The organism is Francisella sp. 19X1-34 (assembly GCF_041102755.1).
Taxonomy (GTDB): Bacteria; Pseudomonadota; Gammaproteobacteria; order Francisellales; family Francisellaceae; genus Francisella.
This window is the reverse complement of sequence record NZ_JBGCTX010000033.1, coordinates 1-26,707: the sequence shown is the minus strand read 5'-3', so window position 1 is coordinate 26,707 and position 26,707 is coordinate 1. Positions and strand designations below refer to the sequence as shown.

The following is a 26,707-nucleotide window of genomic DNA, read 5'->3' as shown; positions in this document are numbered from 1 at the left end:
TATAGTCATTTTTTAGACAAGAAATGTAGATTTTCAAAATTTACTCCAATTATTGCTTAGATTGCAACACTCCCATATTATATTTTTTATCAGCTTTCTTTAAAGAGTTTTGCCAATTTGGGTGATGTTTCAATATTTGACAAATATTTGTGTTTGCTGAATATCCTGCTTCAGCTAAGATACCTGTGATGTTGAGAAAAAATATAGCAAATATAACAACTATTAAACTTTGTCTTTTCATAGAAATTTTAAATTTTACAGTTTTTAAACTGTGATTGGTAAGCTTTTGTATAGTTACTGACTTTTTCGGCTATTTTTTTATCTTCCTGAATCTTTGCTTTATTCTTAAATGTGCCAGCTTTATAACGTTTAAATCCAGTTGCACCAAGCATATATGCCATATATAGATTTTTGCTATCTGACATACTTATTTTTAGACTTTTTGATAATTGTGCCATATACCAACCTATAAATTGAACACTATCATTGAAGTTGTTACGTTTGGCATTTGAGTTAACATCTTGTTGAAAATGCTTCCAAGTACCATCAACTGCTTGGGCATAACCATAAGCTGAAGAGTATTTACTTTTAGCATTTGCATCAAATCTAGATTCTTGATAAATAATTGCCATAGCAAAAGCAGGAGGGAGTTTGTATTTATCTTGAGCCATTTTTAGAGGTTTTTTCCAACTAGGATGCTGGGCTAATATTTCGCAAGGCCCCATTTTATCATCGATTTTTGTTTCTTCAGAACAACTTGAGATTATAATGACAAAAAGAATTAGTAAGATATATTTAAAATTAATTTTTATTTGCATATTAAATTTAAATCAACTGCTAATAGTAATAAGGGTAAATCATATAAATTTACATTTCTAGAGATAATGAAGATATTTAATGATTAAAATCTTCTCCTACAATTGATTTGATAACAATTCCAGCTATAGTTAGACCAAATAATGATGGCATATAGCTTAGAGTACCATTTGTAGCCCTAGACCTACCTTGCTGGTTTGGTTCAGGATCTTTAGGTGGTAGGGGAGCTATACCTTTTTCAGTCGAAAAAACAGCTTTTATACCTTTTCTAACTTTCTGTTTTTTTAGACGAGTCCGCATTGCTCTTGCTAATGCGCAAACATCTGTTTTATAAATATCGGTAACTTTTATTTGTGTAGGATCAGTTTTTCCTCCAGCTCCCATACTTGATATGGTTTTTAACCCTAACTCATGTGCAGTTTTTACTAAATTGACTTTAGCATTTAGTGTATCGATAGCATCTATAACATAATCATATTTATATTGAGTAAGCAGTTCATTAGTATTTTCAGGATTTATAAAAGTCTTTAATGCATTAACATTACATTTTGGGTTGATATCTTTTATACGTTTTTTCATAACCTCAACTTTAGACATACCAATAGTACTTTGTAATGCTATAAGCTGGCGGTTAATATTTGATGGATCAACGACATCCATATCAACTATTGTTAAGTTGCCAATGCCTGCTCGTGCTAGTGCTTCTATAACAAATGATCCGACTCCACCACAACCAGCAATAAAGATATTAGCATTTTCTAATTTGCTTATACCTTGATCGCTAACTAAAATACCTGTTCTTTCTGTAATTTCTTTAATCATAATTATGAGTAAACCCTATTCATATCATTTATATAGTTATAAGCAAATAAGTTAGCATACACTTCTCCAGTTACATGATCTATCTCATTTATATCAAGCTTAACTGGTAACCAGTCAATACTACTAGTTAAAATTTTACTATTATCTAACACAAACCCATCTACTATTGCATTAGCATTTTTCATAAACTTATCATAATTTAATGGAGTAACAACAGAGTCTTCTTTAAGAGCAAATAAATACATAGGAGTTCTAGTTTGTTTACCTTGATCTACAATATCTGCTTGTTTCATTGCTTTGATCAGCTCTTTGTTAGTAAATATTTTTTGATTAAATAAGTCATACATTGAGTTGTTACCTGTAGGTATTCCATAATGAGAAGCAGATTTTTGGTTAGGATATTTTTTATATAATGCGCTATTAAATATTGCACTAGCAAAAGCTGTATTAGGCATATGTTTTTGTAGGAAGAGATTAGCAAATGTATAGTGCTTACCTTGAAGATTGCACTTGTCTTGAGAAAAAGTTGAGCATTGCATATTAAAAAAGGCACTATCAAAATCTCTTATACTAATATTCTTTGAAGTGTTTCCATAGTGTAAGTAGCTCATAAAAGTATTAGACATTAATCCTGGTTTTAAAATAGTTGTGATTAGTTTGCTATGTATAGCATATTTATCAGAATCATTATTATCAGTCATAAAATTTAGCGTAGTTTGACTAATATCATAGGCACCACTTAAGCCTGCAGCAGCCCTATATTTATATAAACTATTTAATTTGTTAACGCCTTCACAATTACCTCGCCATCCTAGACATTTTGCACTCCATATTGAATAAGCCCCGCCTTCTGAATATCCTACAGAATAAAGGTTTAGATGTTTGCCTCTAGAAAGTTTATATTTCTGGCGAATATCTTTACTAACATTATTTAATAAATCAACCGCAGTATTTACTGTTTGTCTTGGATACAGAACATATGGATGGAAGTTTTTATAATCGTCTCCCTGACCTATATAGTCTGGAGCAACAACAATGTATCCATTAGCTGCATAAATAGCTGCATAAATTGTATTAAAGAGCGTACTTGTTTTATTCTCTTTACTTAAATTAGAAGGAACCCCAGCATTATCAAAGACAGTAGGGTGATAGTATATGACTACTCCTTTTGGATGTTCTGTTTCAGCTAACATTAACAGTCCAGAGACATTAGAGTTAACTTTGCCGGTAGCTGGAAAAGAATTTGTTGTACTATAAGTTACTTTATTTAACTCAATATCTTTAATATTCTTATTAGCTAGAGATTCAACATTAATGCCATAATTTTTGACATTTTGTATATTTTTTTGACAATCTTCTTTGGAGAGTTTCTTATTACAGAAATATTTTGTTAGATAGTTTTTTTCAACATCTTGAGTTTTCCAAACAGTGGTATCAACAATCTTTGTATATCCTAGTGAAGATATTAGAAATAAACTAGTTAGTAAGGCAGTTTTTTTCATGGCTGTAAATATTTTTAAAAATATGGACTATATTTTATCAACTATTAATAATAGATGTTTTATTTTTATTAGTTTAAATCTATATTTCTTACATCAGTAACAGTCATCCCTGCTTTTAAAGCATTTATTAAACCAGGAACTCCATCCTCAAAAACATGGCATTCATTATTTTTAACATTATATTTTTCAGCTAATAAAGTGAACGCTTTTGGAGAGTCTTTACGAGGATGATTATCATCAGCTGTAATAATTTCATCAAATAAGTTTGTAAGCTCTAGTATATCCAAAGACTTGTATACATTATCTTTTTTACCACCAGATATGACAACCATAGGAATTTTTTTATAATAGTGCTTAACTAGGTCAACAACGGGTTCAATAGGTTTTGTGTCATCTAATAGCTTATGAGAGGTAGTTTTAATTTCTTCAGCAATAATAGGTGTTTGCTCACTATCAAAGTTAAAGACTTGTTCTAAAATAGCTTCGCTTGGTAAGCCATTGTACTTTTCAAGATCTACAGGAGATATAGCAATATTTTTTTTACTTAAAACATCTATCCAAGCATTAGTGTGTATGTGCATATTATTTGCAATTGTTCCATCACAATCAAAAATTAACAGCTTCGTATTTTTATGAACAGGTAAAAGCATAAGGTTTTGTCTTATTACATTTGATACCAGATATTATATACGATAAATACTGTTGACATAAGAGTAATTAATGAGCAAAATTAGTATCGTTGATTTTAATAAATAACCATAAAAATTTACTAAATGGAGGAAGATGTTATGGTATTAGTAGGAAAAAAAGCTCCTGTATTTAACGCACCAGCTGTATTAGGTGATGGTGAGATAGTAGATAATTATGATTTTGCGAAAGCTATTCAAGGTAAATATGCAGTGGTAGTTTTTTACCCGCTAGATTTTACATTTGTTTGTCCATCTGAGTTGATAGCTTTAGATAAAAGAACAGCTAAGCTAAAAGAGCTAGGTGTAGAAGTTGTTTCTGTATCTATAGACTCACACTTTACTCATAATGCTTGGAGAAATACTCCAGTAAATGAAGGTGGTATCGGTCCAGTTAAATACACTATGGTTGCTGATATAAACCAAGAAATCGTAAAAGCTTATGATGTTCAATCTGAAGGTGGTATGGCATTTAGAGGTACTTTCCTAATTGATAGAGATGGTGTAGTTCGTCATCAAGTAGTTAATGACTTACCATTAGGTAGAAATATGGATGAAGTTACTAGAATGGTTGAAGCTTTACAATTCCATGAAGAGCATGGTGAAGTTTGTCCAGCAGGTTGGAACAAAGGTGATGATGGTATGAAAGCTTCTCCTGAAGGTGTTGCAGAATACTTATCTGGCCATGTTGTAGATCTATAATTCAGTAATCTTCAATTAAATATTATTCTTTTTTTTAATTTTCTATTTTTTAAAGCTGCATAGATGAAAAAGTTTTTCTTAATCTTTATAGGTTCGTTTTTACTTACTTATAATATTTATGCAGCTAGTGATGTTATAAATACACAACAACAGTTGACTAGCGTTGATAAAGATCAAGCTGATCAAAAAAATAATTCTGCTATTGATGATGTCGAGGAGTATGAAGGCGAGGCTATCTCGTCAGGTAGTACATTTGATATCGGTAATTCATTATTAAAAGCAACCCATCTAAATAGAGTTAAGCCACCATTTTTTGATGGTATAGGTAATAATGTAATATTTTCACAAGCATTGCTTAATACACAACAAGAAACTGCAGATGGATTATTTATTTTGGAATCTCGTCAGAATGGACTTTTAAAAGATGATTATTTATATTTAGGTGGGATGGGTTCTTTTACTCCAGTATGGGGTATAGATTCTCAGAGTAGCTTATCCTCAAACTCTGTCAATAATTATGCCTTAGAATACTATGTATTAAGTACACTTGGTGAATGGACTTCTGTCTATGCTTCATTAAACACCTATACAACAAATGGTCAATGGAATGTAACTCCAGGTAATATATTTTTTATATTAGGTAATCTTGAGAAGTTTCCAATATATTCTTATGCAGCTTTATCTACGGTCAACTTTGGTAATTTTAATGAAACAACCAACTTCTTACCTACTTTGACAAGATTATATTTCATGCAATCTGGAGGCAATGTAAATGTTTCTTATAATCAATATGGATTACAGGCAAACTTTGTGTTCTTGGGATCTTCACGTAATAATAACTTGTTGCAAGTTGCTAATGCATATAATGGTAATACAAACTTAGGATATTCAGTAAATCTAAAATACACTAAGGATTTAAATAAGGTTGGAGATTATTGGTATGCTGGTGCGGCATATTCAAATGTCTCTGGTTTTACAAATCAAAATAATGATAATGTAGGTGTAGTAGATTTTAACTTTGGTATGAATATTAATAAGTTTGAATTTATCAATGAATTTGTATTTACTGATAAAGGTGTGAGTAAGACTACAGATCTTTCAGCAGGCTTTAATCTAAGAGAATCATTTTCAGCTTCAATATTTCCAGGTTTACAGTCTAAAGACTTTCTGACTAGTGGTGGACGAGTATACTCCTGGTCATCACAATTGGACTATACTTTTGATTTGTATAATAAAGACCTTGTACCTTACGTAAGTTATTCTCAGATTCAACAAGCATCGGATAACTATGCTGCTATGGTTAATACCGGATTTAGATATAATGCTTTTTCAGATGCATGGGCAGGCTTTAGCTATAGCTATATGGATGGTCGTGCAAAAGATTTTACTCAACATGATAATATACTTGCTATATATCTTAGAATATTTATTTAAAATAAATTATTTTTAATTTTATGTTAAACTACTATCGTTATTAAGTAGCTGAGGGATGAATATGCAATCTTTACCACAATGTTTGAAATGCCAATCTGAGTATGTTTATCAAGATGGAGAATTATTTATTTGTCCAGAATGTGGCTATGAATGGCAGCTAAATGAAATTGATAATGATAGTTTAGTTGTAAGAGATTCTAACGGTAATTTACTCGAGGATGGAGATATTGTAACTGTAATAAAAGATTTAAAATTAAAAGGATCTTCACAAGTTATAAAAGTGGGAACTAAAGTTAAAAATATTCGTTTAGTAGAGGGTGATCATGATATAGATTGTAAAATTGATGGTTTTGGAGCTATGAAGTTAAAATCTCAATTTGTAAAAAAAGTATAGTTATGATCATGAAGCTTGAGAAAGTTTTATTTTTAGTTTTATTAATAGCTATCTTTAGTTTGTGCTATGCATACATTGTTAATGATAATGGCAAGATTATTAGTGTTTCGGATAAACAAGCGAATTTAATCGATGATATTGAGATGCAAGAAGGTGAAGCTCTAAGTCACCAACAGATTATCCATATTATCAAGAGTAGCAGTGGCTCGTGCTTAAAATAAACATTGACCTATGTTTAAAAGAATTTTTATACTTAATATCATTTTAGTCTTCGCTATATTAAATATAGCTATGGCGGAGGATGTATCTCAGAGTGGTGATAACTCTGAAGATCAAAATAGTAAATATTCTCCTAATTTTATTAGGCAGTTAGAGTCCAATGCTTTTAGAAGAGTTTTTCCAAATGAGGACTTTCTAGATAATATAACACCCCTAAGTTATAAACAACAAGAAAAACAACAAGAGAAAATTGCCAAGCAAGCAATTCAAGATTTAGCAGTAAAAGAGGGTGAGGCTCTTTCAGATAGTGAGAAAAGGGCTGTTGCAAAAAAGAGTATTGATAATAAAATTAATGAGGCTCTAAACTATAATGGTATAAAAACCTCTTTCTTTAATGGTTTTCGAGTCAGTGAGACTTTCTCTCATGCGATGCTGAACGTTCAACAAGATACGGGCGATCCTCTATTTATGCTTCAAGCAAGACAGCAAGGCATTTTAGCGGATGATTATATATATTTCGGAGCTAAACTAGCCTTACTTGATTGGTTTAGGTTGAATAAAGTGCCTCAAGGAGGAGAAAACAAAGAGTTTTCATATGCTATAAATGCTTATGCAGCTTCGACAATTTCAGATTGGTTTAGTGCATTACTTGGTTTTACACTTTACCAAGATCATGGTGATGGGTTTAATGTCACTCCAAATACAATCTATCTGATCGTTGGTAATTTATCAGAAAGTCCATTTTTTGGTTATGTTGCTAACTCAACAGTAATGTTTGGTAACTTTGATATTGTTTCTAACTATGTCCCAACATTAACGCGTACATATTTTATGCAGGCTGGTGGGAATATCAACTTTTCATATCACACCCCAGACTTGCATCTAAATGCTGTAATACTAGATGCTAATCCAAATAACTACTTTGGGGTGACAAATGCTGGTAGTAAAAGTGGTGTGGGATTTAGTTTGAATGCTAAATATATTTATCAGATGGATAATGTTGGTGATTATCAGTTTTTTGGAGCAGCATATTCAAATGTTTCTGGTTTTCAAACGGCTAATGGTGGTAATGTTGGGTCTTTTGATGTGAATTATGGTTTAGCAATTTCAGATATAAACTTTGAGGCAGAGGCCCTAATTACAGATAATGGTGTTGGTGGGGTAAATAACTCTTCAGCTGTTAGTCCTCAAAATATTGCAGGGGTACCCTTTTTTGGTTCTATAAGACCAAGTGCTAATTTGATATATGATGGCTTTTTAGGTTCTGGGGGAGTAGTTGCATCATGGTCGACTCAAGCCAGTTATACTGCTACTGTATTTAATAAAAGACTTATCCCTTATATTGATTATTCTCAAATTTTACAGAATTCACGAAATTACTCTTATCAGTATGGTGCGGGTGTTAGATATAATGTTTTTTATGGTTCTTGGTTAGGTCTTGATTATACGAGTATTAATTCACGTAGTACACATTTAAATGAGCGACAAAACTATCTTTCTTTAAACTATACATTATATTTATAGTGATCTATTGTTATAATTATCAGCATAGATTTTCTCTGAGTAAAATATAAATGTCTAGACAAATTTTTATAGATACAGAAACAACTGGTTTTGATTATAAAATTGGTAATAGAATTATCGAGTTTGGCGCTGTAGAAGTTATTGATAGAAGAATAACAGGCAATACGTTACATTTTTATTGTAATCCAAATTATGAAGTAGAGGCTGGAGCATTAGCTGTCCATGGTTTAACAAATGATTTTTTATCAGATAAGCCTCTTTTTGAAGAAAAAGCTGATGAAATGATTGATTTTTTAAAAAATGCTGAAGTTATTATTCATAATGCAGCTTTTGATGTGCCATTTATAAACTGGGAACTTGGATTAATAAAAGACAATAAGTATGGCATCTTAGAAAATCATGTTGCAAAAATTATTGATAGCTTAGAGATTGCGAGAAAAAAACATCCACTGCAGAAAAATAATCTTGATGCCTTATGTAAAAGATATCATATAAGAAATGATCATCGTACATTCCATGGGGCTTTATTAGATAGTGAATTGTTAGCTGATGTTTATTTGGCAATGACTGGAGGGCAAACTAATTTAACATTACAAACAGTAAAGACAGCTAGTAAAGATAATATTGAAATAGATCTTAGTAAACTTAATTTACGCAAAGCAGATGAAACTGTTAAAAATATAGCTAAACATCAAGAGTATTTAAAAGATATATTAAAGCTTCAAGAAGATAATGTATGGTAGAAGAAATAATATTTCTAGAAGCTAAGGAAAGTGAGCTTGTATCAGCGGGCAAAGATTTCTTTGGTAGAGACTTATTTTTAGAGAATGCTACATACAAAGCATGGCTTGCTCTTAAAGAGGCTGCTAGAATAGATCGAATTGAGTTATTTATAGTCTCAGGTTTTAGAAGCTATGAATATCAGCAGAAAATTATTGATAGGAAGTTAGCTAATGGGCAAACTCTTGAGCAAATTAGTAAGGTAAATGCTTTGCCTGGACAAAGTGAGCATCATACTGGTAGAGCTATAGATCTAACAACAACCAATGAGAAAGAAGTTTTAACAGAAGAGTTTGAAAAGACACAAGCTTTTAAATGGTTGACAGATAATGCTTATAAGTTTGGTTTTAAGATGAGTTTTCCACCTAACAATAAATATGGATTTATTTATGAGCCTTGGCATTGGTGTTATCAAAATGAAGAAGATTAAGAAGTTATTGTTTTTATCGTGCGCTGTATTAGCTTTAAATAGCTGTAGTAGTGTATCTAAAGATGTTAAAAAAGATAAAGCAAATGTTGAGTTTGCGTCCACTAATTATCCTTGGATATTTGGCTCTGTACGTAGATATATTATTCAAGCTAATTTACAAGAAGCTATCAAGGAAAATAATAGTATAGGAAGTGCTAAGCAACTAAAAACATTAAATGAGCTTGAGGCAGGTAGACTCTTACAATTTGATGGCCGTTACCAAGATTCAATAAAATCATATAATGATGCTATACAAACTATACCGACAAATAAACAAGAGTTTATTAAAAAAACTAAATCTATATTACTAAGTAAAGATACATATAGTTATTATGATATTAAATCAGCATATAATATTCCTGATTATGAAATAACTTTTTTATATACATATCAAGCACTAAATTATTTAAAGACAAATAATGTAAAAGAAGCTTTAAAATCATTAAATAGTTTAGATAATGCAACTATGTGGTATAACCAGCAGCAAGTACTTAATTATGAAATGAAGAAGCTTGCAAAGAAAAGCTTAAAAGAAGATGATTTTACAAATAAAGAACTTCGTGGAGAAAGCTTTAAAACGTTAAAGACAATGACAAGCTTTTCTACTAGAATTCCTAATTCATATGGTAATCCTATGAGTTTTTATTTAAGGGCTATTTTAGAATCTGCCGTTTCTAAAGACTATAAAAAAGCAGTTGCTGATTTATCAAAAGCTCAGATGTATACTGTTGGTAACAAATATCTTGATCAAACTAAAAATGAATATCAAACAGCAGTAGCAAATCAGACATCACCGTTTCCAATGGGAATGGGTCGAGTAGTTGTTTTTTATGAGCAGGGTTTAGTTAATATTAGAAGATCTGAAAAAGTACCTTTAGATTTAGAAGATGCTGGTATTAAAAAAATAGATTTTCCAATTTATAAAACAAATTATAACTTCTTTGGGCCTAAAAAAGTAACAATCTCTGCGGGAAGTAAACAATTGATTGATACTAATACTCAGACGCTTTTAGGTGGAACACTTTTTGCTGTCAAATCTTTGGTGGAAGAGTATCCTAGAATAATTACTCAGAATGTTGTGATTGAAGTAGTTAAACATGAAATTGATAAAGGATTTGCATTAGGAGGATTATTAGGAAGTCATTTGAAATTTAATCTTTCAAATACTGATCCTAAGCGAGCAGATTTAAGAAGTTGGCTATTAATTCCAAATAGTGTTGATTTATTTGAAGAGGAACTTGATAGTGGTAATTATACAATTCAGGTAAATAATATTCGTCAAAAAATAGATATTAAACAAGGTAAAACAACATTACTGTGGATCGTTAATATTGGTAAGTTTAAGAAAGTCTATTATTTTATTTTTTAACTTTACAATATATAATTCTAGATTAGATTCTTTTATCAAAATATAGAAGTTAAAATTGCTAAATAAATTTATCTGTCTAAAAAATCAAGCTCTGTATTAGGGTTTTCCTCTACTTTAGCCATAGGTTTTTTCACCGCATATCAAGTTATTTTTGATCCTCAAAACATTTATGCTTTACTTGCTGCACTAGGGTGTTTTGTCGCAACACTACATCAAGTTTCAATACGTGATCATAAAATTAAATTTAAGCTAATTGCTGGGATTATATTTTCAGTGTTAATTAGTTTAGCAACAGCAATAGGTAGCTTTTATTCTACCGATTTGATTGTAAGCTCTATTATTTTATTAATTTTCTCATTTATAATCGGATATACTGCAAAATCAGATTTAGTGTTTGCTACAGGTACACTTTTTGTTGCTGATATGTATGTGATAGGTACAGGATTTAGCTCTAATCTTTTAGATTCTATTGTAATAGGTGTTTTGACTTTTTTTGGAGCTATGCTTTTTATATTGATATTTGTTTTTTTAACTAAAAAAATGAAAGTATCAGATATATCTAATAATATACAAAGATCAATTAAATTTATTCCTGATATTGAGTCGACGTTGTATGCAATAAGTCTTTCATTAGGATTAATAATAGGTAATTTTATTTCTATATATTTCAATATTGAGATAGGCTACTGGATACCAATGACAGTATTATTAATATTCAAGCCAGATATAATTAGATCTTCAAATGCAATCAAACATAGATTAATTGGTACTTTAATAGGCTCATTTTTTGCTATACCTTTAGCTATTTACTTGTTTGATCCATATATTATTTGGTTGATATTAATTATAGCTACATTTTTTACAATCTGTTGTTTTATTAAACATTATGGTAGTTACGTATTTTTTTTAACAATATTTGTAGCAATGCTTTTAAAGTTAGCGCATATGTCTGGCTATGATATTAGTGTTTCTAGATTAGTATATACTATAGTTGGAATATTAATTGTTGCTATTATAATAATAGCGTCAAGGTATTTGAAATTAATATTTGTTAAGAGTTAAATATATTGATTTAATTTGATTCTATAACTAACTCATATAAGTAAGATAATATAATAATTGAAGTAAATATTACTGCAAAAACTATGCTAAAATCAAGATTTACTTTTATAAAAGGTTGCTCACTAACAGTGATTACAATAGGCGTTATGCTAAATCCAATTCCAGATTTAACCGCTCCTATCTTTTCTATTGATTTCTGAGAGAAATAGATTGGAATAATTAATGATATAGTAGCTATTAGAAAAACCATTGGTAACATTTCTATAGATAGTTGAAATATCTGTTGTTTCTCTAAAACATATAAAAAAGAAATAATCCATATAATAAAGAATCTAAAAGATAATATTTCTATAGAAGAATATGACTTACTATTAAAATTTGAGGAAACCTTTAGATATAAATAACCTGAAATCCCTGTAATTAAGGTAGATACTAATAATATAATAAATAAGCTAATTTGATAACAGAATGAGTAATATATATATAAAGCTATTAGGGTGGTAAAAAGTAAAATAGCTCTCAATAAATAAAATTTATTATTTTTTTTAAAAAATAAAGAAATAGTTCCACAGAAGCCTAAAATTAAGAAATAAGGTATTGCTAATATAGATGGAGTAAAGTATATGGGGATTAAAAATGATCCTCCCCACATATTCAGCATGAGTAAATTGATTATTAGAAAATTTTTTTTATCATTTTTTATTAAACTGCCATATGTTAAGCATATTTTTTTGATATTTAATATATTAAAAAATAGTAGAGCAATAGTTATTGATAAAAAAATCATTAACATAGCTGGCATAATATTACCAATAATATGAATTAATATAGCTGAAATAGCAGTTGTAATAATAAACAAGATAGTATATATCATATCCATCCTTTTAAGTCTTTTTTTAGCAATTCATCTGTATCTATCCTAATTAAATTTTTATCGTTAGATATAAGTAAAATAATTGCTACTAAATCATCTAAAGATTGTGGTTTGTTTTTATGACAATAGCCATTAGGTTTTAGCTGAACTATAGAACATACTGATTTAAAGTTATCAAACTTTTGAGGAAGGTTTAATGGCTTATCTGAGTAGTGAAATAATGTAACAGCCCTTGTTTTAATATTAGTTTGTTTTAAATCAATATTACTATTTTGTAATTTGCTTATCATTAAGTCTAATTGGGTATATTTTCCCTCAATAGATGTCATTTTACTAGGAATTCCATGAGCTCCTACAAGACGTTGATTTACTTCTACTAAAACAGGTTTATCTTTTTTCGTTATAAATAGTTCTGAATGTGCAAATCCATTTGATAAACCTAATGCTGAAAGTACTTTATTCATATATGAAGATATGATTTTTAATACATATTTGTTATCTACAATTTCACAGAAGCAATACATTGGAGAATTATCTACATATCTTTTTGTATATTTTTGAATTGATGATATGAAATGATTACCTTTATATGAAAAAGTATCAACAAAGTATTCTTCTCCATCTATATATTCGCAGATTAAATAGTTAAGAGATTCATTATTAGATGAATATACGGATAAGTAATCTTTGATTTTTTTATATGGTAAATTTTTAAAAAAATTTATAAATTCACTATTAGAGGATATTTTTGAAGAGCCTATTGAGCCTGAACCATTAGCAGGTTTAACAAAACATGGATAATTAATGGGAAGATAGTTTTCTATATTTTCTTCTACGGGGTTAAAAATTTTCTGAGATATATGGTTTAAGCCTTTTTCAGAAAGTCTATTATGCATATTGTATTTATTCGTGCGATACGATATTGTATCTGATTTATTAATGAGATTTGGAGTAAAGTAATTTGCTAATTGTTCTGATAGCTCTATAGAGCCTTCAGTTCCATTAATAACATAATCAAATCTATAGTTTTCTAATTTATCTATTATCTCTATATAACTTGTGTTAATTTTTTAAAAAAAATAATTTCTTGAATTTAAAACCTTTGACATCTATTCTTTTAGATATATCATTTTGGTTTAAAGTATAGATTAGAAAGATGTTGTGGTTTGAAAGAGATTCCAGTAAATAGTCTGCTGATGATATAGGATTTATAATTAAAAAATTGAGTTTTTGTGAAGTACTTATAATTCCCATACTTTAACAAACCTATTAAGCTGTTATATTGATTGAATACTAAATTACAAAATACATTTATATAAGTCAAGTATTTCTTAATATTATCAAGGATTTGTAAATAGGTTATTTAATAAATATAAGATTGAGAAAGCTTATTTTAGATAATCAAAGACTACTTCACCAAATCCTAAAGTCACATCAGCTATAAAGTGAGATCCTTTAATAACCTCTTTAACTGGTAAGTGATGAAGGGCTGCTTGAACATGATTAAATACTTGTAAATCAACAGGGCCAGTCCAAGCACCTTTAACGGTTACATTTTTTACATGATATTTTACAAGTTCACAAATACTAACATCCTTACCATTTACGTGAGGAATTGTTTTAAGTAAGAAGTTTGGAGTTTCTTCTAGGGCTTTCTTAATAACTGCTTTATCAAGCTTTTCATATTTATAACCCATAGTTCCAAAAGCTACATCAACACTATTGTATTTGACAGTGCCTAATAAAGTATCAGAATCCACTGTTAGAGTAGGGTGAGCATATTTTTTTGGAAAGCCCCATATTTCACGGCCTGCTGCGATTGAAGGTAAATTATCTAAAAGCATAATGTGAGAATATAAGCCTTTTTTACCATCAAGCTCAACTTCTATAAGTTGGCCAGCTTCATTGAAACTACCAAACCCATTGGCATCATGCATTTTCATAAATTCAAATTTTACAAGGCCTGTTGGCTGAAGAGGTTCTGGGACGTATTTTTTCAAAACTTCAATATCTGCTAAGTAGTCAATGATAAAGTACTCTCTATTAGTAAACTTATAAGCAATTCTGTTTGCTGTTGGTGAAACTAAAGGCATTGAAAAAACATTTTTCTTTACATCTTCTATTTTCATTTTTTAATCCTCAAACATGTAAGCTGTTAATATACATTATAGTCTGAAAATATTTTTATTGGTAATAACATATAATATTTATTTTACTTCTAAAGTATTAATTAGTTTGTATGTTATGTATACTGATTCGGTAAAATTGCAAAAAAATAGTTTAATCACATGGATAAAAAAGCTATATCTTTTCTAAAGATTTCATATGGAAATATACTCGAGTGGTATGATTTCTCGTTATATATTTACTTTGCGACATTTATATCGTCTAATTTTTTTCCTTCAGAAAATCATCAATTGTCTTTATTATTAACTTTTGCAGTTTTCTTTATAGGTACTGTTATAAGGCCTCTAGGTGCTTTAATTATGGGGTACTTAGCTGATATATTTAGTTATGCGTATGTCGTAAATGCATGTACTCTTGCTATGGGTGTATCAACAGTACTAATAGGCTTAATACCAAATTATTCTAGTATAGGCATTTTAGCACCTATTTTATTAATAATATTAAGAGTAATACAAGGTTTGTCTGTAGGTGGTCAATTTCCGACACTTATAACATTGGGTGTTACTAATTCAAAGAAAAATGCTGGATTATCTGTAGGTATTATATTTGCAATATCCTCAGCTGGATTTTTATTAGCTTCTGTAGTAGGCACTTTTTCTGAAATTATATTTACTAATCATAACCAATTGATTTGGAGAGTTCCATTTATACTAAGTGGACTACTTTTTGCGATTTATATATATAAATAGAAATGAAAATTATACTGAGCAGCCACACAAGCAAAAACAACAAACGAAATTAATAGAGGCATTATTTAAACAATATAAGCAAATAATTATAGTTTCATTGATAACATGTATGTGCGCATCATTATATTATATGGTCTTTACATACCTTGTTAACTATCAAATTGAGTATCAGCATATATCAGAAAGTAAGGCTTTATTTCTAAATAGTATAGTATTATTTTTTGCCTGTATCTTTTATCCAGTATTTGGTTATATCTCAGATAAATATGGGCATATAAAAGTCTTTTATTTAGCACTAATAGCTTTAGTTTTATTATTTTATCCACTAATTATGCTAATAGCAGTTAATAACTTTATTATAAGTTTTTTAGCTATCTTAATATTCTGTATTATTATGGCTGCTATACAAGGGGCTGTATCTCCATTCTTTGCATTGGTGTTTGATAGTGAGTGGAGAGCTACTGGGTGCGCTATTAGTTACAGTATTGGTAACGGAATTAGTGGAGCAGCACCATTGTTAGCAGGTTTATTTACAGCTAAATATGGTATCTCAGGACTAGCTTTATATACATTAATCTTAGTCGTAGCAGGCACAGTAGGATCTTTAGGAATTTATAAAACTATGAAAAATAGTATTTAACCTATAACAAGTGTAATTTACAGAGTAATATTTAGAGTCTATAATTCTTAGATAGGTAGCTTGTTTATCTTAGTTTTTATAAATGTAATTTAGTTACATTTGTAGATTTATTGTGCCGTAATATCAAAAGGATAAGCTAATATATGAAAAGAAATTATTTAATAGTATGGGTTGTGATGCTTGGCTTTTTCGCGGTATCATTTGTTACTAATATTTTGGGACCTATTATTCCTGATGCGACTAAAGATCTTCATCTTACACTTGCTCAAGCTGGAGTTCTGCCTTTTGCTTTTTTTATCGCATATATTATTTCTATCCCTGCAGGATATATGTTAGAGAGATATGGTTCTAAAAAAATGATTTTATTTGCATTTTTGCTCGGATCTTTGGGATCTATATTATTCTGTCTTAAGGTTTCGTATATAACTTATATTGTAAGTTTATTTACAGTTGGGACCGCAGCAGCAATTTTACAGGTAGCTTTTTGGCCTTTATTAAGGGTGACAGGAGGAGAGGAAAATTATTCATTTTTCTCAGTATTGCAACAAGTTTTTTTTGGAGCTGCATCATTTGTTAGTCCATTTGTTTTATCTTATTTAGTTATAAATTTACCGTATAGTGGTGATAGTAACTATATTTTAATATTCTTTAATAAATTAATTGCTACAAACTTTAGCTGGGTTGCAATATATTGGTTCAACGCTATTGTTATGTTTTTACTAGTAATATTTATTAGCTTAATTAAATTTCCAAAAGTTGAGCTAAATGCTGATGAGAAATTAGAGGGTTTTGCTACTATTAAGAAACTTCTAAAAAATAAAGTAGTTTTAATATATTTTTTCGCTATATTTTCATATGTTGGTCAAGAACAGGGAATTAGTGTTTGGATTTCAAAATTTCTAAACGAGTATCATGGGTTTAATACTGAAACAGTTGGAAATACTACAGTAGCATTATTCTGGATTATGCAATGTGTTGGCGGTATATTAGGTATCATATTATTAAAGCTATATAATGTTAAGAATATTCTAAAGGTATTTTTAACTTTACAGTTAATATCTTTGAGCTTAGCATTATTTGGCTCAGCAGATATTTCACTAATATTTTTCCCTGTTTGTGGTTTTTTGACATCTATTATGTATGGGGGACTTTTTTCATTAGGAATGAATTCTTTAAAATCTCATCATGGCACAATTTCTGGAATATTTTGTACAGGTATAATCGGTGGAGCGATAGTTCCTTTGATTGTTGGAAATATCGGAGATTTATCTGGTTTAAGAGTAGGGATGTGTTTTGTTTATTTTACGATTATATTTATGCTATACGTTGCAATAATAGCAAATCCATTAGTAGATAACAAAACTATAAAATTAAAAGAACTATTATCAAGAAAATAATTAAAATGGATATGATTAAAGAAGCTAAAAATAATAAGACTATTATTGGTGTTGATATAGGTGGTACTAAGATAAATGCAGGTAGAATTATTGGAGATACTTTATTAGAGTCATATTTAAATAAAATTCCAGCTAATGCAGAATATGATGCTCAATCAGTTATAGATGCTGTAATCGATACTATCTCAAAAGTTTTTTCTAAAGATGTTGAAGGTATAGGTGTAGGTATTCCAAGTGTTGCAGATAGAGGAAAAGGTATAGTATACGATGTTCAGAATATAAAATCATGGAAAGAAGTTTATTTAAAAGAGATTTTAGAGGAAGAATTTAAAGTACCTGTTTTTATAGATAATGATGCAAACTGTTTTGCTATAGGTCAGAGACTCTATGGTAAAGGCAAACAATATGAAAATTTTGTTGGTATTACAATAGGTACAGGTATTGGTGGTGGAATCATAAATAATGGTTCCTTATTGAATGACTCTAATTGTGGTGCCGGAGAGTTTGGCATGCTGCCATATCTAGATGGAATTTTAGAAGATTATTGTAGTGGACAATTCTTTATTAAAAAAATAGGTATTAATGGTTTAGAAATTCTAAAAAGAGCAAAGAATAACAATAAAGAGGCTATTGATATTTATAGGCAGTTTGGCAAACACTTAGGAGTCGCTATAAAATCAATTATGTATACCTTAGATCCTGAGGTTATTATATTAGCAGGCTCAATCATTTCTGCTAGAGAATACTTTGAGGATGCCATGTGGAATGAGATACAAACATTTGCTTTTACGCGATCTATTAATAAGCTTAAAATAGAGTGGTCTGATACAGAGGGAGATTTTCAAGTTTTTGGAGCAGCAGCTGTTTATTTAGATAGATGTAAAAATTTATAGTATAGTAACTAACAACAAGTATGAAAATTTAGATGAATAAAACTCAAATTAAAATACTAAACTCTTTAAATGATCAAAAGTATGTTAGTGGTCAGGATATTGCAGATGACTTAGGAATATCTAGGGCTGCTATATCAAAAAATATAAAAGCACTTAAAAATAACTATCAGATCGATATATTTTCTAACTCAAAGATAGGTTATATATTAGATGAGAAGCTTGATCTAATTAAATTAAGTGAACTAGAAAAGATTTTTAAGAATGTAAACTACTTTTATTCCATAGACTCTACTTCAAAATATGCTATTGAAAATCAAAATAGCTTCCAAGATAACACTGTTATTATTACAGAGCATCAAACAGATGGCTTTGGTAGATTTAATAGAAAATGGATATCTCCTTTTGGTAAGAACATTTATTGTACATTAGTTGAGATAGTTGATCTTGATATATCGAAATTAAATGGTTTATCTCTAGTTATAGCTATAAGTATAGCTAAAGTTTTAAATAGATTAGATTTAAATGCTCAACTAAAATGGCCTAATGATATCTATATTAACGATAAGAAAATAGGTGGTGTAATAATAAATATCTCGGCAGAAATGAATGATAGGGCTAAGCTTTTTATAGGTTTTGGCTTAAATGTAAATATGCGTAATAATCAAGATATTACAAAAGACTGGACTTCTATAAAACTGGAATCTAATCGACATGCAAATAGAACAGGCTTACTTATACAAATAATAAACGTTATAAGAGAAGATATAGTAACTTTTGCTAAGGAAGGGTTTTCTTCTTTAAAAGAAAAGTATGAGAGTTTAAATTATTTAAAAGATAAAGAGTTTACTCTAGTATTAACAGATAAAAAATTTACTAACTGTAAATATAAAAAGCTATCTGATACAGGTGAGATAATTATTGAAAATAGTAATGGCTCTTATTCATTTTCATCAGGAGATATTAGTATCTTAGATAATTCTATAAAATCTAAATAGTTGGCATTTTGAGTTATTTTTGCATTGCATTTATATCCTGAAAATTTCTCAATAGTTTCTATTTGTTGATTTATAAAGCTAACATTTTGATTATTACAATTAGCTACCCAACCTGCTAACTTTATATTATGTCTTTTTAATTCATTAATAGTTAATAGTGTATGGTTTATACAACCAACTTTTATTGATGAAACTAATAATATGGGTATCTGTAGAGCTTTTATCAAGTCAAATTGGGTTATCTGATTGGAGTATGGAGTTAGTAATCCTCCAGCTCCTTCAACCATAAGCATTTCTAAGTCTTTAGTATATTTACTCTTAATAAATGATTCTAAATTCTCTAAAGAAATATTTGTATTAGATTTTGCTGCTGCTATATGAGGAGCTATAGCTTCTTTAAAAGATATTAGATTTATCTCATCAGGCGAAAATTTATGTTTATATGCTTCTATAATATTCTCAACATCTTCACAGAGATCTGATTTTTTACTTTTACCAGAAGCTACTGGTTTTAAACATAGTGATTTAACATTCTGTGATTCATAAGCTTTTATTACGTTAGTCGAAACATATGTCTTACCAACTTCTGTATCTGTCCCTATAATAAAGATTTTTTTCATGATTTTATTCCTTAAAGCAAATAAATAAACCGATATGGTAGCTAAGTTTAAATTGATTTTGATTTGAATATAGTTGTTTGATTTTTTTATAATTATAGTTAGTCTTATTGCCTGTATAAGTGTTTACTCCTGTAGATTTTAAATGGTTAATGACCTCTCTAAAATTATTGAAACTTTCATTTAGATAAAAACTGTTATGATATAGGCAGGTTAGGTTTGCTTTTTTGGTAAACTCTAAAATATCTGCTTCACTATGCATTTTATTTATGCGAAGAATATCTTTTAGCTCGTGAAAATTGTTATCTAAAATTGTACTAAAAGCTAAAATAGAATGATTATTTAATTTACCTGAGATATTTGTAATTAAACTTTCAAAGTTGTGACTCCATTGAAATGACATATTTGAAAAGATTAAGTCATAATCGTTTGCAACTATATTTAAATCCTTGTCAAAGTTGAGCTTATAAGTACTTAGATTTTTTATATTTTTGGAGTTTTGCGGTGGAGCAATATCTCCAATATCAATTTTATTGGGATTGAATGTTTTGTTTAATTCTAAAGGTTCACTAAGATCACGAACTCCTAAGTTTAGTATTTTATGTATATGATTATAATTTAGCAGTTTTGAATACCTTAATGTTTCAGCTAAAAGTAGTTGCCTAATTTTAGTTTGAATATTAGATTTTTGTGTATATTGATTTGCATTAGAGAAGTTTATTTCGATTTTATTGTATAAATCCATAATTTACCTCCTTAGAGATAAGTTCTAAAGCTTTTTGAATTTGGTTTGGGGTATTATTCGCATGTAATGAGAATCTTAAAAGAGCTTGTTTTTTAGGAACAGTTGGATATCTAAAACATGAAACTAATATATTTTTAGTATAAAGTTTATCTCTTAGACTTATTGCTAAGCTATTATTTTTTATTAATATGCTTTTAATAGGAGATACATCATCTGATAATAACTCTAGTTTTTTTTCTTTACATAATTGATTAAAGAGATCTATATTTTTATAAAGAGCTATTCTTTGGTTATCTGCAGATTTTAGGTTTTCTAACTGTAAAATTGAAGTTTTTAGTATTAATGGAGGTAAAGCCGTAGTATAAATGTAGTTTCGAGCAAATTGGATTAGATATTCAGCAATCCTATCTGTAGTGCAGACTATAGCACCAACTCCACCAAAAGCTTTACCTAAAGGAAATATACTAATTGGACAATCTATATATCTAAGTTTATATTTATCTATAGAGCCTTTGCCATATTTACCTAAAACACCAAAACTATGTGCTTCATCAACTATTAATCTACCTTTAGCTATATTTGATATTTTATCTAGTTGGCTAGCTGTCCCATAAGTGCTAAAAATTCCCTCTGTAGTTATGTAACTTTTATTATTATAAATATTTTCTAGATGATCTGAATTTTGATGTTTATATCTTTTTAATTTTGCTTGTGATAGTTTGATACCGTCAATAATAGAGGCATGAATATATTTATCAGCAAATATTGTTTGGCTTTTATCAAATAAGGTTGAGTAAATGGCTAAATTTGCCATAAAACCTGAGCAAAAAAATATAGCTCTAGGGTAATTAACAAATTTCGCAAAAGTAGTTTCAAACTCTTCGGTTTCATTAGTATAGCCACAGACAATATTAGATCCTTTGCTACCAAAACCATATTTATCAAAACCATCGATTAAAGATTGCTTTAGATTAATAGAGCTAGATAAGTTTAAGTAGTCGCTAGTAGTAAAATCAATAATAGATTTATCTGTATTATTGCTGACTTTTAATTCTCTTAATAAGTTATCTTTTTGATATTGAAGATATTTATTTTCTAGATCTAACATAGTATTTACTAAGCTGTTAATCCTAACTTTGATAATAGATAGTTATCTGAATTTACAGTAGCATTATTCTCTGTTAGAAGTTTATTACCATAAAAGATAGAGTTAATACCTGCAAGAAAGCATAATGTTTGAGTTTCTAGAGACATATTCTCTCGACCTGCTGATAATCTAAGTCTAGCTTCAGGGAAAAGAATTCTAGTTGTTGCTATAAATCTCACAAGTTCTATATTATCAATCTGAGCCTCTGTATACTTATCTCCTAGAGGAGTTCCTTTTACAGGTATCAAAGTATTAATAGGTATACTTTTAGGAGGTGACGGTAATTCTAATAACTCTAATAATAAACTAAGCCTATCATCTAGGGATTCACCCATTCCTAATATACCTCCACAACAAACGTTTATATCTGCATTAGCTACATTTCTTATAGTCTCAATTCTTTCCTCAAATTTTCTCGTTGAAATTATTTCAGGATAGTATCTTCTTGAAGTATCTAAATTATGGTTATAATAATCTAGACCAGCCTCCTTTAGTTTACTCGCTTCCTCAGGATTTATACTACCTAAAGTTACACATGTTTCTAGGCCTAGCTTTTTAACTTCAGATATAATATTTGTAACTTTATCCAGATCTTTTTTAGGTATATTTTTCCAAGCAGCTCCCATACAGAATCTTTTAGAACCACTAGCTCTAGCTTGTTTTGCTTCTTCTAAAATATTATCTAGATCTAGGAGCTTATGTTTTTGTATTTTTGTATTGTAATGACCACTTTGAGGACAGTATTTACAATCTTCGGGACAAGTCCCTGTTTTTATACTTTTTAATGAGCACAACTCTATATCGTTATTAAAGTTTTTCTTGTGAACCTCTAGAGCGCTAAATATTAATTCTGTAATAGGTGTATCATATATTGTTTTGATTTGTTCTAAATTCATATTTGTATAGTTGATGACTTTGGGTTGTAAATCATTGTATATCTTGTATATAATTTATGTCAACCTAAAAATATATAAATAGTTTACAATGAAGTATAACACTAATATATGGCACCCTTGTACACAAATGAAAGACTTTGAAAAGGTACCCCCTTTAAATATAAATAAAACAGAAGGGAGTTATTTATATACACAAGATAACAAAAAGCTTTTTGATGCAATATCTAGCTGGTGGTGTAAATCCCTAGGGCATCGACATCCATATGTTGTAGATAGTATAAAAAAACAACTTGATAAGTTTGAGCATACAATATTTGCTAATACAACTAATGATGAGGTTGAGCATTTTAGTAATAGAATATGCAAACTAACATCAATGGATAAAACTCTATATGCGGCTGATGGCTCATGTGCTGTTGAAATAGCTTTAAAAATGACAATACATTTACGCCAACTTAGAAATCAAACGTCTAAAACTAAATTTATTTGTCTTGAAAATTCTTATCATGGTGAGACTTTAGCAACTATGAGTGTTAGTGATTGTGGCTTATATTCTGACCCTTATAAAACTTGTTTATTTGATAGTTTAGTCATAAGAGACATACCTTATGTTACAGGTAAAACAGATTCTCTGTGGAATGATGCAAAACAATACTGGAATAAAACACAGAAGTTTTTAGAGCAAAATAAGCAAAGCATAAATGCATTAATAGTTGAGCCTCTATGCCAAGGAGCAGGAGGCATGCTGTTATATAGTAAAGACTATTTAAATAAATTATGTAAATGGTGTAAGCAGAATGATATTTATATTATTTTTGATGAAATTATGACTGGTATTGGAAGGTTAGGTAAGCTATTTGCATTAGATTATTTGGATATTTCTCCAGATTTTTTATGTATATCAAAAGGTATTACATCTGGAATGATACCTTTTAGTGTTACTCTCACAAAAAACCAATATTATGATATGTTTTATAAAGATAAAATGTCTGAAGCATTTTTACATTCACATACTCATAGTGGTAATATTTTGGGTGTGGTAGCTGCAAATAGTGTTTTAGATATTTTTGAACAAGAAAATATATTAAATAATGTCACCAATCTAGAAGCTCTAATGCATAATTGCTTTTTAGAGATACAACAAGAAGTTCCTATTTTTAAAAATATTAGAAATCTTGGAGGCATGATTGCTGCAGACTTAGATATAGATAAATATAGGTTTGGTTTTGATGTTTATAAAGAGTCTATTAAATTAGGTGCTTTATTAAGACCACTTGGTAATACTCTTTATTGGTTACCGCCTCTAAATTCAAAATTAGATGATATTGTTTATCTGAAACAAGCAACTAAACAATCAATAACCAATGCTCTTGAAAACATAGTATCCTGACTTTTAAAAATCAAAATAATAGATACTTATAGCTAAAATACAATTTTAATCTTAATTAAACTCTAGCTTAATATTGTGGTATAGCATTTTTTATGATTTATTTATTGTTATATGGAATAAGAAAGAGCGAATATTTGATATGTTAAATAATCAAAGACGATGGAAGAACAATGATATCTTTGAAAAGAATCCGGAAAGTTTTTATGAACTAAATAGTTTTGATATTTGTGATATTAATAATGCATTAAATCAAGCGATGGAGTTAAATTTACCATATTTTGTCTTACGTAAAGGAGATGTTTCTCTTGGTGAATTTAAAGATAAATTAGTAGGTTTTCGTGAGATTATTGAAAATGGTAGTGGCATTATGAGGCTAAGAGGGCTTCCTATTGATAAATATTCAATTGGAGAATTGAAGTTAATTTTCTATATTATATGTTTAGAGCTTGGCTGTCCTGTTCCTTCAACACCTTTTGGAGAAATGTTGTCTGTAATTGAAACGCTTGATGATTCAAAAAACACAAAAGATGGTAAAACTATTAGTCATCCGAGATCTCCAAAATCTTTATCATTTCATACAGATATTATTTGTGATATCAATTCACTTTTTTATTTACAAAAAGCAAAGCAAGGTGGGGAGCTTTTTGTGGCAAATAGTTTAGCTTTATATGATTATTTTCTTGAAAATGAACCTGATGTTTTAAATGAGCTTTGCAAACCTTATTATTATAATCATCATCCTTTAAATATTGGCAAAAAAGAAAATTTTTTTACTTTACCTATTTTTAGTATTAATGAAGAAAAAGTTATAAGCCATTGTGTTCCTCGAGCAATTAAAGATTCTATCGAAGATAAAGATGCAAGTCCAATCTATAATTCACAAATAGAGGCTTTGGATAGATTAGTAGAGTTAGTTAATAGTAATGAATATTCTGTTAATTTAAATCAAGAGGATGGAGATATGGTTTTTCTTAACTCTTTTACTACTATGCATGCTAGGACTGAATATAAAGATTCTGACAAAACTGATAAGAAAAGAAAAATTTTTAGAGTCTTACTTTATGCTTTTAAATATTATGAACTTACAAAGCCTGCTGGAGTTAGAAAAAATGGCTATATAAAAGTAGTTCCTGATATGGTTTGCTAATAATTAAATACGTAATAAATAAAAAATAAACTTCAAATTAGGAGAAAAGTTAAAATGAATTTAAAAAAAATTAGTGGCTTAGTAGCTGTTGGCTTGTTTGGTTTATCTATGGGTTTTGCTTCAGATAATCCTAATTCTACATCAGTAAAAAAAGATAGCTCTATATCAAATGGGCAGCTTATATTTGCAGCGACTTTAATTAGACATGGAGATAGAACCCCATATATGCCAATTAAAAATCCTCAATATAGCTACGCATGGAAAGGTGGAAATGGTGAATTAACACCTCTTGGAATGAGAGAGGAGTATAAACTTGGAAAACATATAAGACAACTTTATATGAATAAGTATCATCTCTTACCAAAAACATACTCTAATGGAACAATTATATCATTAGCAGGACAAGAGAATAGATTAGTCGTTAGTACACAGTCGTTTTTATATGGATTATATCCTCTTGGAACTGGTCCGAAACTAGATTCAGGTTTACCTGCGTTACCTGGTGCTTTAAATCCTATTCCTATATTTACTTTACCAAATGCTCCTGTCTTTGATATAGGACATGGAAAAGAATCACAAGTATTTAATAAATTAGCAGACAAAGAAGTTCATACACAGTCTATTTGGAAAAAATATAATGGTGAAATATCTAATAAACAGTTTGATAAATGGTCAAAAATTGCTGGATATAAAATAACAAACTTATCTGATGCAGGTGGATTTTTTGATGATTTACATGTTCGTACAATTTACAATGTACCTTTTCCTAAAGGCATCAGTATGAAAACTTATAATAAGTATTATCTATTGAGTAATTGGGCAGGTTTATATGAGCTTGGTCCAAAAAATATTGGAGATTTACTTGGATCACCATTTTTAGGTAACTTAAATAAGTACATATCATCAAAAATTAATGGTCAGAATACGAATCTTAGGTATGTTGTTTATGGTGGTCATGATACTACTATAGCAATAGTGATGAGTGCTCTTGGTGATCCTATATATAAAAACCCTCATTATGCGTCATATATGAATTTTGAGTTATTTAAAGTCAACAACAACTATATAGTTAATATAACTTATAACGGTAAAGATATTAAGATTCCAGCATGTGATAATAAAACTTACTGTAGTTATAACAAGTTTAATAAAATAGTAAGTGATGCGTTAGCTGAGAGAAATAAAATGCTTAATAAATAATATTATAATAAGTAAATCTACGGTACTTTGTCTACGACCCTTTACAGACTTTTGTGTAAATTTTTCATAGGCTACCAATCCTATCTTCAAATTTAATCATAAAATGTGCAA

General features: G+C 29.1%; 29 protein-coding genes. 17 read left to right on the top strand and 12 right to left on the bottom strand.

Features of this window, described 5'->3' with window-relative positions; genetic code table 11:
- Nucleotides 1-49: 49 nt before the first annotated feature.
- The 5 genes from AB8E56_RS06770 to AB8E56_RS06750 form a co-directional block, all read right to left on the bottom strand.
- Nucleotides 50-241 carry a hypothetical protein gene (locus AB8E56_RS06770; protein ID WP_329479389.1) on the bottom strand — a complete coding sequence of 64 codons (192 nt, stop codon included), beginning with the start codon at nucleotides 239-241 and terminating at the stop codon, nucleotides 50-52.
- Nucleotides 242-248: 7 nt separating this feature from the next.
- Nucleotides 249-818, bottom strand: a complete 570-nt coding sequence (locus AB8E56_RS06765; RefSeq protein WP_329479387.1) for a transglycosylase SLT domain-containing protein — start codon at nucleotides 816-818, stop codon at nucleotides 249-251.
- A gap of 76 nt (nucleotides 819-894) precedes the next feature.
- Nucleotides 895-1,638, bottom strand: coding sequence for a tRNA threonylcarbamoyladenosine dehydratase (locus AB8E56_RS06760; protein WP_329479385.1), 744 nt, complete (start codon nucleotides 1,636-1,638; stop codon nucleotides 895-897).
- Nucleotides 1,639-1,640: 2 nt separating this feature from the next.
- Complete coding sequence (locus AB8E56_RS06755) at nucleotides 1,641-3,140, bottom strand: lysophospholipase (protein ID WP_329479383.1); 1,500 nt, start codon at nucleotides 3,138-3,140, stop codon at nucleotides 1,641-1,643.
- 68 nt (nucleotides 3,141-3,208) lie between these two features.
- The gene (locus AB8E56_RS06750) at nucleotides 3,209-3,790 is read right to left on the bottom strand and encodes an HAD family phosphatase (protein ID WP_329479381.1); all 582 of its coding nucleotides are present in this window, start codon (nucleotides 3,788-3,790) and stop codon (nucleotides 3,209-3,211) included.
- 138 nt (nucleotides 3,791-3,928) lie between these two features.
- Here AB8E56_RS06750 and AB8E56_RS06745 point away from each other — a divergent pair, with 138 nt between their 5' ends.
- From AB8E56_RS06745 to AB8E56_RS06705, 9 genes are all read left to right on the top strand, one after another.
- On the top strand, nucleotides 3,929-4,528 hold the full coding sequence (locus AB8E56_RS06745; protein ID WP_329479379.1) for a peroxiredoxin C: 600 nt from the start codon (nucleotides 3,929-3,931) through the stop codon (nucleotides 4,526-4,528).
- Between the two features lie 63 nt (nucleotides 4,529-4,591).
- Nucleotides 4,592-5,962, top strand: coding sequence for a hypothetical protein (locus AB8E56_RS06740; RefSeq protein WP_329479377.1), 1,371 nt, complete (start codon nucleotides 4,592-4,594; stop codon nucleotides 5,960-5,962).
- Nucleotides 5,963-6,023: 61 nt separating this feature from the next.
- Entirely contained in the window at nucleotides 6,024-6,356 is a 333-nt protein-coding gene (locus AB8E56_RS06735; RefSeq protein ID WP_329479375.1) for a zinc ribbon domain-containing protein YjdM, read from the top strand.
- An 8-nt stretch (nucleotides 6,357-6,364) separates the two neighbouring features.
- Complete coding sequence (locus tag AB8E56_RS06730) at nucleotides 6,365-6,577, top strand: hypothetical protein (protein ID WP_329479373.1); 213 nt, start codon at nucleotides 6,365-6,367, stop codon at nucleotides 6,575-6,577.
- A gap of 10 nt (nucleotides 6,578-6,587) precedes the next feature.
- Nucleotides 6,588-8,099, top strand: a complete 1,512-nt coding sequence (locus tag AB8E56_RS06725) for a hypothetical protein (RefSeq protein WP_329479371.1) — start codon at nucleotides 6,588-6,590, stop codon at nucleotides 8,097-8,099.
- Nucleotides 8,100-8,149: 50 nt separating this feature from the next.
- Nucleotides 8,150-8,842, top strand: coding sequence for a DNA polymerase III subunit epsilon (gene dnaQ / locus AB8E56_RS06720; RefSeq protein WP_329479369.1), 693 nt, complete (start codon nucleotides 8,150-8,152; stop codon nucleotides 8,840-8,842).
- Nucleotides 8,836-9,309, top strand: a complete 474-nt coding sequence (locus AB8E56_RS06715) for a M15 family metallopeptidase (protein ID WP_329479367.1) — start codon at nucleotides 8,836-8,838, stop codon at nucleotides 9,307-9,309. The genes dnaQ and AB8E56_RS06715 overlap by 7 nt, the downstream gene beginning before the upstream one ends.
- Entirely contained in the window at nucleotides 9,296-10,717 is a 1,422-nt protein-coding gene (locus AB8E56_RS06710) for a hypothetical protein (RefSeq protein ID WP_329479393.1), read from the top strand. The genes AB8E56_RS06715 and AB8E56_RS06710 overlap by 14 nt, the downstream gene beginning before the upstream one ends.
- Nucleotides 10,718-10,990: 273 nt before the next feature.
- Nucleotides 10,991-11,779 carry an FUSC family protein gene (locus AB8E56_RS06705; RefSeq protein WP_329479365.1) on the top strand — a complete coding sequence of 263 codons (789 nt, stop codon included), beginning with the start codon at nucleotides 10,991-10,993 and terminating at the stop codon, nucleotides 11,777-11,779.
- A gap of 10 nt (nucleotides 11,780-11,789) precedes the next feature.
- Here AB8E56_RS06705 and AB8E56_RS06700 read toward each other — a convergent pair whose 3' ends face one another.
- From AB8E56_RS06700 to AB8E56_RS06690, 3 genes are all read right to left on the bottom strand, one after another.
- On the bottom strand, nucleotides 11,790-12,653 hold the full coding sequence (locus AB8E56_RS06700) for a hypothetical protein (protein ID WP_329479363.1): 864 nt from the start codon (nucleotides 12,651-12,653) through the stop codon (nucleotides 11,790-11,792).
- Nucleotides 12,650-13,549, bottom strand: a complete 900-nt coding sequence (locus AB8E56_RS06695) for an ATP-grasp domain-containing protein (RefSeq protein ID WP_329479361.1) — start codon at nucleotides 13,547-13,549, stop codon at nucleotides 12,650-12,652. Before AB8E56_RS06695 ends, AB8E56_RS06700 begins: the two co-directional genes overlap by 4 nt.
- A 492-nt stretch (nucleotides 13,550-14,041) precedes the next feature.
- A complete protein-coding gene (locus tag AB8E56_RS06690; RefSeq protein ID WP_329479359.1) occupies nucleotides 14,042-14,782 on the bottom strand; it encodes an acetoacetate decarboxylase in 741 nt (246 codons plus the stop codon).
- 159 nt (nucleotides 14,783-14,941) lie between these two features.
- On the opposite strand from AB8E56_RS06690, the gene AB8E56_RS06685 reads away from it, so the two are divergent.
- From AB8E56_RS06685 to AB8E56_RS06665, 5 genes are all read left to right on the top strand, one after another.
- Entirely contained in the window at nucleotides 14,942-15,529 is a 588-nt protein-coding gene (locus AB8E56_RS06685; protein WP_329479357.1) for an MFS transporter, read from the top strand.
- The gene (locus tag AB8E56_RS06680; protein WP_329479355.1) at nucleotides 15,507-16,169 is read left to right on the top strand and encodes an MFS transporter; all 663 of its coding nucleotides are present in this window, start codon (nucleotides 15,507-15,509) and stop codon (nucleotides 16,167-16,169) included. The genes AB8E56_RS06685 and AB8E56_RS06680 overlap by 23 nt, the downstream gene beginning before the upstream one ends.
- A gap of 143 nt (nucleotides 16,170-16,312) precedes the next feature.
- Entirely contained in the window at nucleotides 16,313-17,566 is a 1,254-nt protein-coding gene (locus tag AB8E56_RS06675) for a sugar MFS transporter (protein WP_329479353.1), read from the top strand.
- A gap of 11 nt (nucleotides 17,567-17,577) precedes the next feature.
- Nucleotides 17,578-18,459, top strand: a complete 882-nt coding sequence (locus AB8E56_RS06670) for an ROK family protein (RefSeq protein WP_329479391.1) — start codon at nucleotides 17,578-17,580, stop codon at nucleotides 18,457-18,459.
- Nucleotides 18,460-18,491: 32 nt separating this feature from the next.
- The gene (locus tag AB8E56_RS06665) at nucleotides 18,492-19,454 is read left to right on the top strand and encodes a biotin--[acetyl-CoA-carboxylase] ligase (protein ID WP_329479351.1); all 963 of its coding nucleotides are present in this window, start codon (nucleotides 18,492-18,494) and stop codon (nucleotides 19,452-19,454) included.
- Here the strand turns inward: AB8E56_RS06665 and bioD are convergent.
- From bioD to bioB, 4 genes are read right to left on the bottom strand one after another with little or no spacing between them, the layout of a single operon-like run.
- Complete coding sequence (bioD, locus tag AB8E56_RS06660; protein WP_329479349.1) at nucleotides 19,397-20,074, bottom strand: dethiobiotin synthase; 678 nt, start codon at nucleotides 20,072-20,074, stop codon at nucleotides 19,397-19,399. The genes AB8E56_RS06665 and bioD overlap by 58 nt on opposite strands.
- 4 nt (nucleotides 20,075-20,078) lie before the next feature.
- Nucleotides 20,079-20,816: a biotin synthase gene (locus AB8E56_RS06655; protein WP_329479347.1), complete on the bottom strand. Its 738-nt coding sequence runs from the start codon at nucleotides 20,814-20,816 to the stop codon at nucleotides 20,079-20,081.
- Nucleotides 20,800-21,924 carry a pyridoxal phosphate-dependent aminotransferase family protein gene (locus AB8E56_RS06650; protein WP_329479345.1) on the bottom strand — a complete coding sequence of 375 codons (1,125 nt, stop codon included), beginning with the start codon at nucleotides 21,922-21,924 and terminating at the stop codon, nucleotides 20,800-20,802. Before AB8E56_RS06650 ends, AB8E56_RS06655 begins: the two co-directional genes overlap by 17 nt.
- Nucleotides 21,925-21,932: 8 nt before the next feature.
- A complete protein-coding gene (gene bioB / locus AB8E56_RS06645; RefSeq protein WP_329479343.1) occupies nucleotides 21,933-22,859 on the bottom strand; it encodes a biotin synthase BioB in 927 nt (308 codons plus the stop codon).
- An 88-nt stretch (nucleotides 22,860-22,947) separates the two neighbouring features.
- Here bioB and bioA point away from each other — a divergent pair, with 88 nt between their 5' ends.
- The 3 genes from bioA to AB8E56_RS06630 all read left to right on the top strand — a co-directional run bounded on the left by bioA (nucleotide 22,948) and on the right by AB8E56_RS06630 (nucleotide 26,596).
- Nucleotides 22,948-24,249 (top strand): adenosylmethionine--8-amino-7-oxononanoate transaminase, encoded by a 1,302-nt coding sequence (gene bioA, locus AB8E56_RS06640; protein ID WP_329479341.1) that lies wholly within the window; start codon nucleotides 22,948-22,950, stop codon nucleotides 24,247-24,249.
- A 139-nt stretch (nucleotides 24,250-24,388) separates the two neighbouring features.
- Entirely contained in the window at nucleotides 24,389-25,396 is a 1,008-nt protein-coding gene (locus AB8E56_RS06635; protein ID WP_329479339.1) for a TauD/TfdA family dioxygenase, read from the top strand.
- A 54-nt stretch (nucleotides 25,397-25,450) separates the two neighbouring features.
- Nucleotides 25,451-26,596, top strand: a complete 1,146-nt coding sequence (locus AB8E56_RS06630; RefSeq protein ID WP_329479337.1) for a histidine-type phosphatase — start codon at nucleotides 25,451-25,453, stop codon at nucleotides 26,594-26,596.
- Nucleotides 26,597-26,707 lie beyond the last annotated feature (111 nt).

What these genes read in the sequence shown, in the direction of transcription:
- dnaQ (WP_329479369.1), top strand. Translation starts at nt 8,150, where the DNA reads ATGTCTAGACAAATTTTTATAGATACAGAAACAACTGGTTTTGATTAT.
- AB8E56_RS06735 (WP_329479375.1), top strand. Translation starts at nt 6,024, where the DNA reads ATGCAATCTTTACCACAATGTTTGAAATGCCAATCTGAGTATGTTTAT.
- bioA (WP_329479341.1), top strand. Translation starts at nt 22,948, where the DNA reads ATGAAGTATAACACTAATATATGGCACCCTTGTACACAAATGAAAGAC.
- AB8E56_RS06750 (WP_329479381.1), bottom strand. Translation starts at nt 3,790, where the DNA reads ATGCTTTTACCTGTTCATAAAAATACGAAGCTGTTAATTTTTGATTGT.
- AB8E56_RS06760 (WP_329479385.1), bottom strand. Translation starts at nt 1,638, where the DNA reads ATGATTAAAGAAATTACAGAAAGAACAGGTATTTTAGTTAGCGATCAA.
- AB8E56_RS06740 (WP_329479377.1), top strand. Translation starts at nt 4,592, where the DNA reads ATGAAAAAGTTTTTCTTAATCTTTATAGGTTCGTTTTTACTTACTTAT.
- AB8E56_RS06655 (WP_329479347.1), bottom strand. Translation starts at nt 20,816, where the DNA reads ATGGATTTATACAATAAAATCGAAATAAACTTCTCTAATGCAAATCAA.
- AB8E56_RS06730 (WP_329479373.1), top strand. Translation starts at nt 6,365, where the DNA reads ATGAAGCTTGAGAAAGTTTTATTTTTAGTTTTATTAATAGCTATCTTT.
- AB8E56_RS06690 (WP_329479359.1), bottom strand. Translation starts at nt 14,782, where the DNA reads ATGAAAATAGAAGATGTAAAGAAAAATGTTTTTTCAATGCCTTTAGTT.
- AB8E56_RS06635 (WP_329479339.1), top strand. Translation starts at nt 24,389, where the DNA reads ATGTTAAATAATCAAAGACGATGGAAGAACAATGATATCTTTGAAAAG.
- AB8E56_RS06670 (WP_329479391.1), top strand. Translation starts at nt 17,578, where the DNA reads ATGATTAAAGAAGCTAAAAATAATAAGACTATTATTGGTGTTGATATA.
- AB8E56_RS06685 (WP_329479357.1), top strand. Translation starts at nt 14,942, where the DNA reads ATGGATAAAAAAGCTATATCTTTTCTAAAGATTTCATATGGAAATATA.
- AB8E56_RS06715 (WP_329479367.1), top strand. Translation starts at nt 8,836, where the DNA reads ATGGTAGAAGAAATAATATTTCTAGAAGCTAAGGAAAGTGAGCTTGTA.
- AB8E56_RS06755 (WP_329479383.1), bottom strand. Translation starts at nt 3,140, where the DNA reads ATGAAAAAAACTGCCTTACTAACTAGTTTATTTCTAATATCTTCACTA.
- AB8E56_RS06675 (WP_329479353.1), top strand. Translation starts at nt 16,313, where the DNA reads ATGAAAAGAAATTATTTAATAGTATGGGTTGTGATGCTTGGCTTTTTC.
- AB8E56_RS06745 (WP_329479379.1), top strand. Translation starts at nt 3,929, where the DNA reads ATGGTATTAGTAGGAAAAAAAGCTCCTGTATTTAACGCACCAGCTGTA.
- AB8E56_RS06710 (WP_329479393.1), top strand. Translation starts at nt 9,296, where the DNA reads ATGAAGAAGATTAAGAAGTTATTGTTTTTATCGTGCGCTGTATTAGCT.
- AB8E56_RS06630 (WP_329479337.1), top strand. Translation starts at nt 25,451, where the DNA reads ATGAATTTAAAAAAAATTAGTGGCTTAGTAGCTGTTGGCTTGTTTGGT.
- AB8E56_RS06665 (WP_329479351.1), top strand. Translation starts at nt 18,492, where the DNA reads ATGAATAAAACTCAAATTAAAATACTAAACTCTTTAAATGATCAAAAG.
- AB8E56_RS06695 (WP_329479361.1), bottom strand. Translation starts at nt 13,549, where the DNA reads ATGCATAATAGACTTTCTGAAAAAGGCTTAAACCATATATCTCAGAAA.
- AB8E56_RS06650 (WP_329479345.1), bottom strand. Translation starts at nt 21,924, where the DNA reads ATGTTAGATCTAGAAAATAAATATCTTCAATATCAAAAAGATAACTTA.
- bioB (WP_329479343.1), bottom strand. Translation starts at nt 22,859, where the DNA reads ATGAATTTAGAACAAATCAAAACAATATATGATACACCTATTACAGAA.
- AB8E56_RS06700 (WP_329479363.1), bottom strand. Translation starts at nt 12,653, where the DNA reads ATGATATATACTATCTTGTTTATTATTACAACTGCTATTTCAGCTATA.
- AB8E56_RS06725 (WP_329479371.1), top strand. Translation starts at nt 6,588, where the DNA reads ATGTTTAAAAGAATTTTTATACTTAATATCATTTTAGTCTTCGCTATA.
- AB8E56_RS06765 (WP_329479387.1), bottom strand. Translation starts at nt 818, where the DNA reads ATGCAAATAAAAATTAATTTTAAATATATCTTACTAATTCTTTTTGTC.
- bioD (WP_329479349.1), bottom strand. Translation starts at nt 20,074, where the DNA reads ATGAAAAAAATCTTTATTATAGGGACAGATACAGAAGTTGGTAAGACA.
- AB8E56_RS06770 (WP_329479389.1), bottom strand. Translation starts at nt 241, where the DNA reads ATGAAAAGACAAAGTTTAATAGTTGTTATATTTGCTATATTTTTTCTC.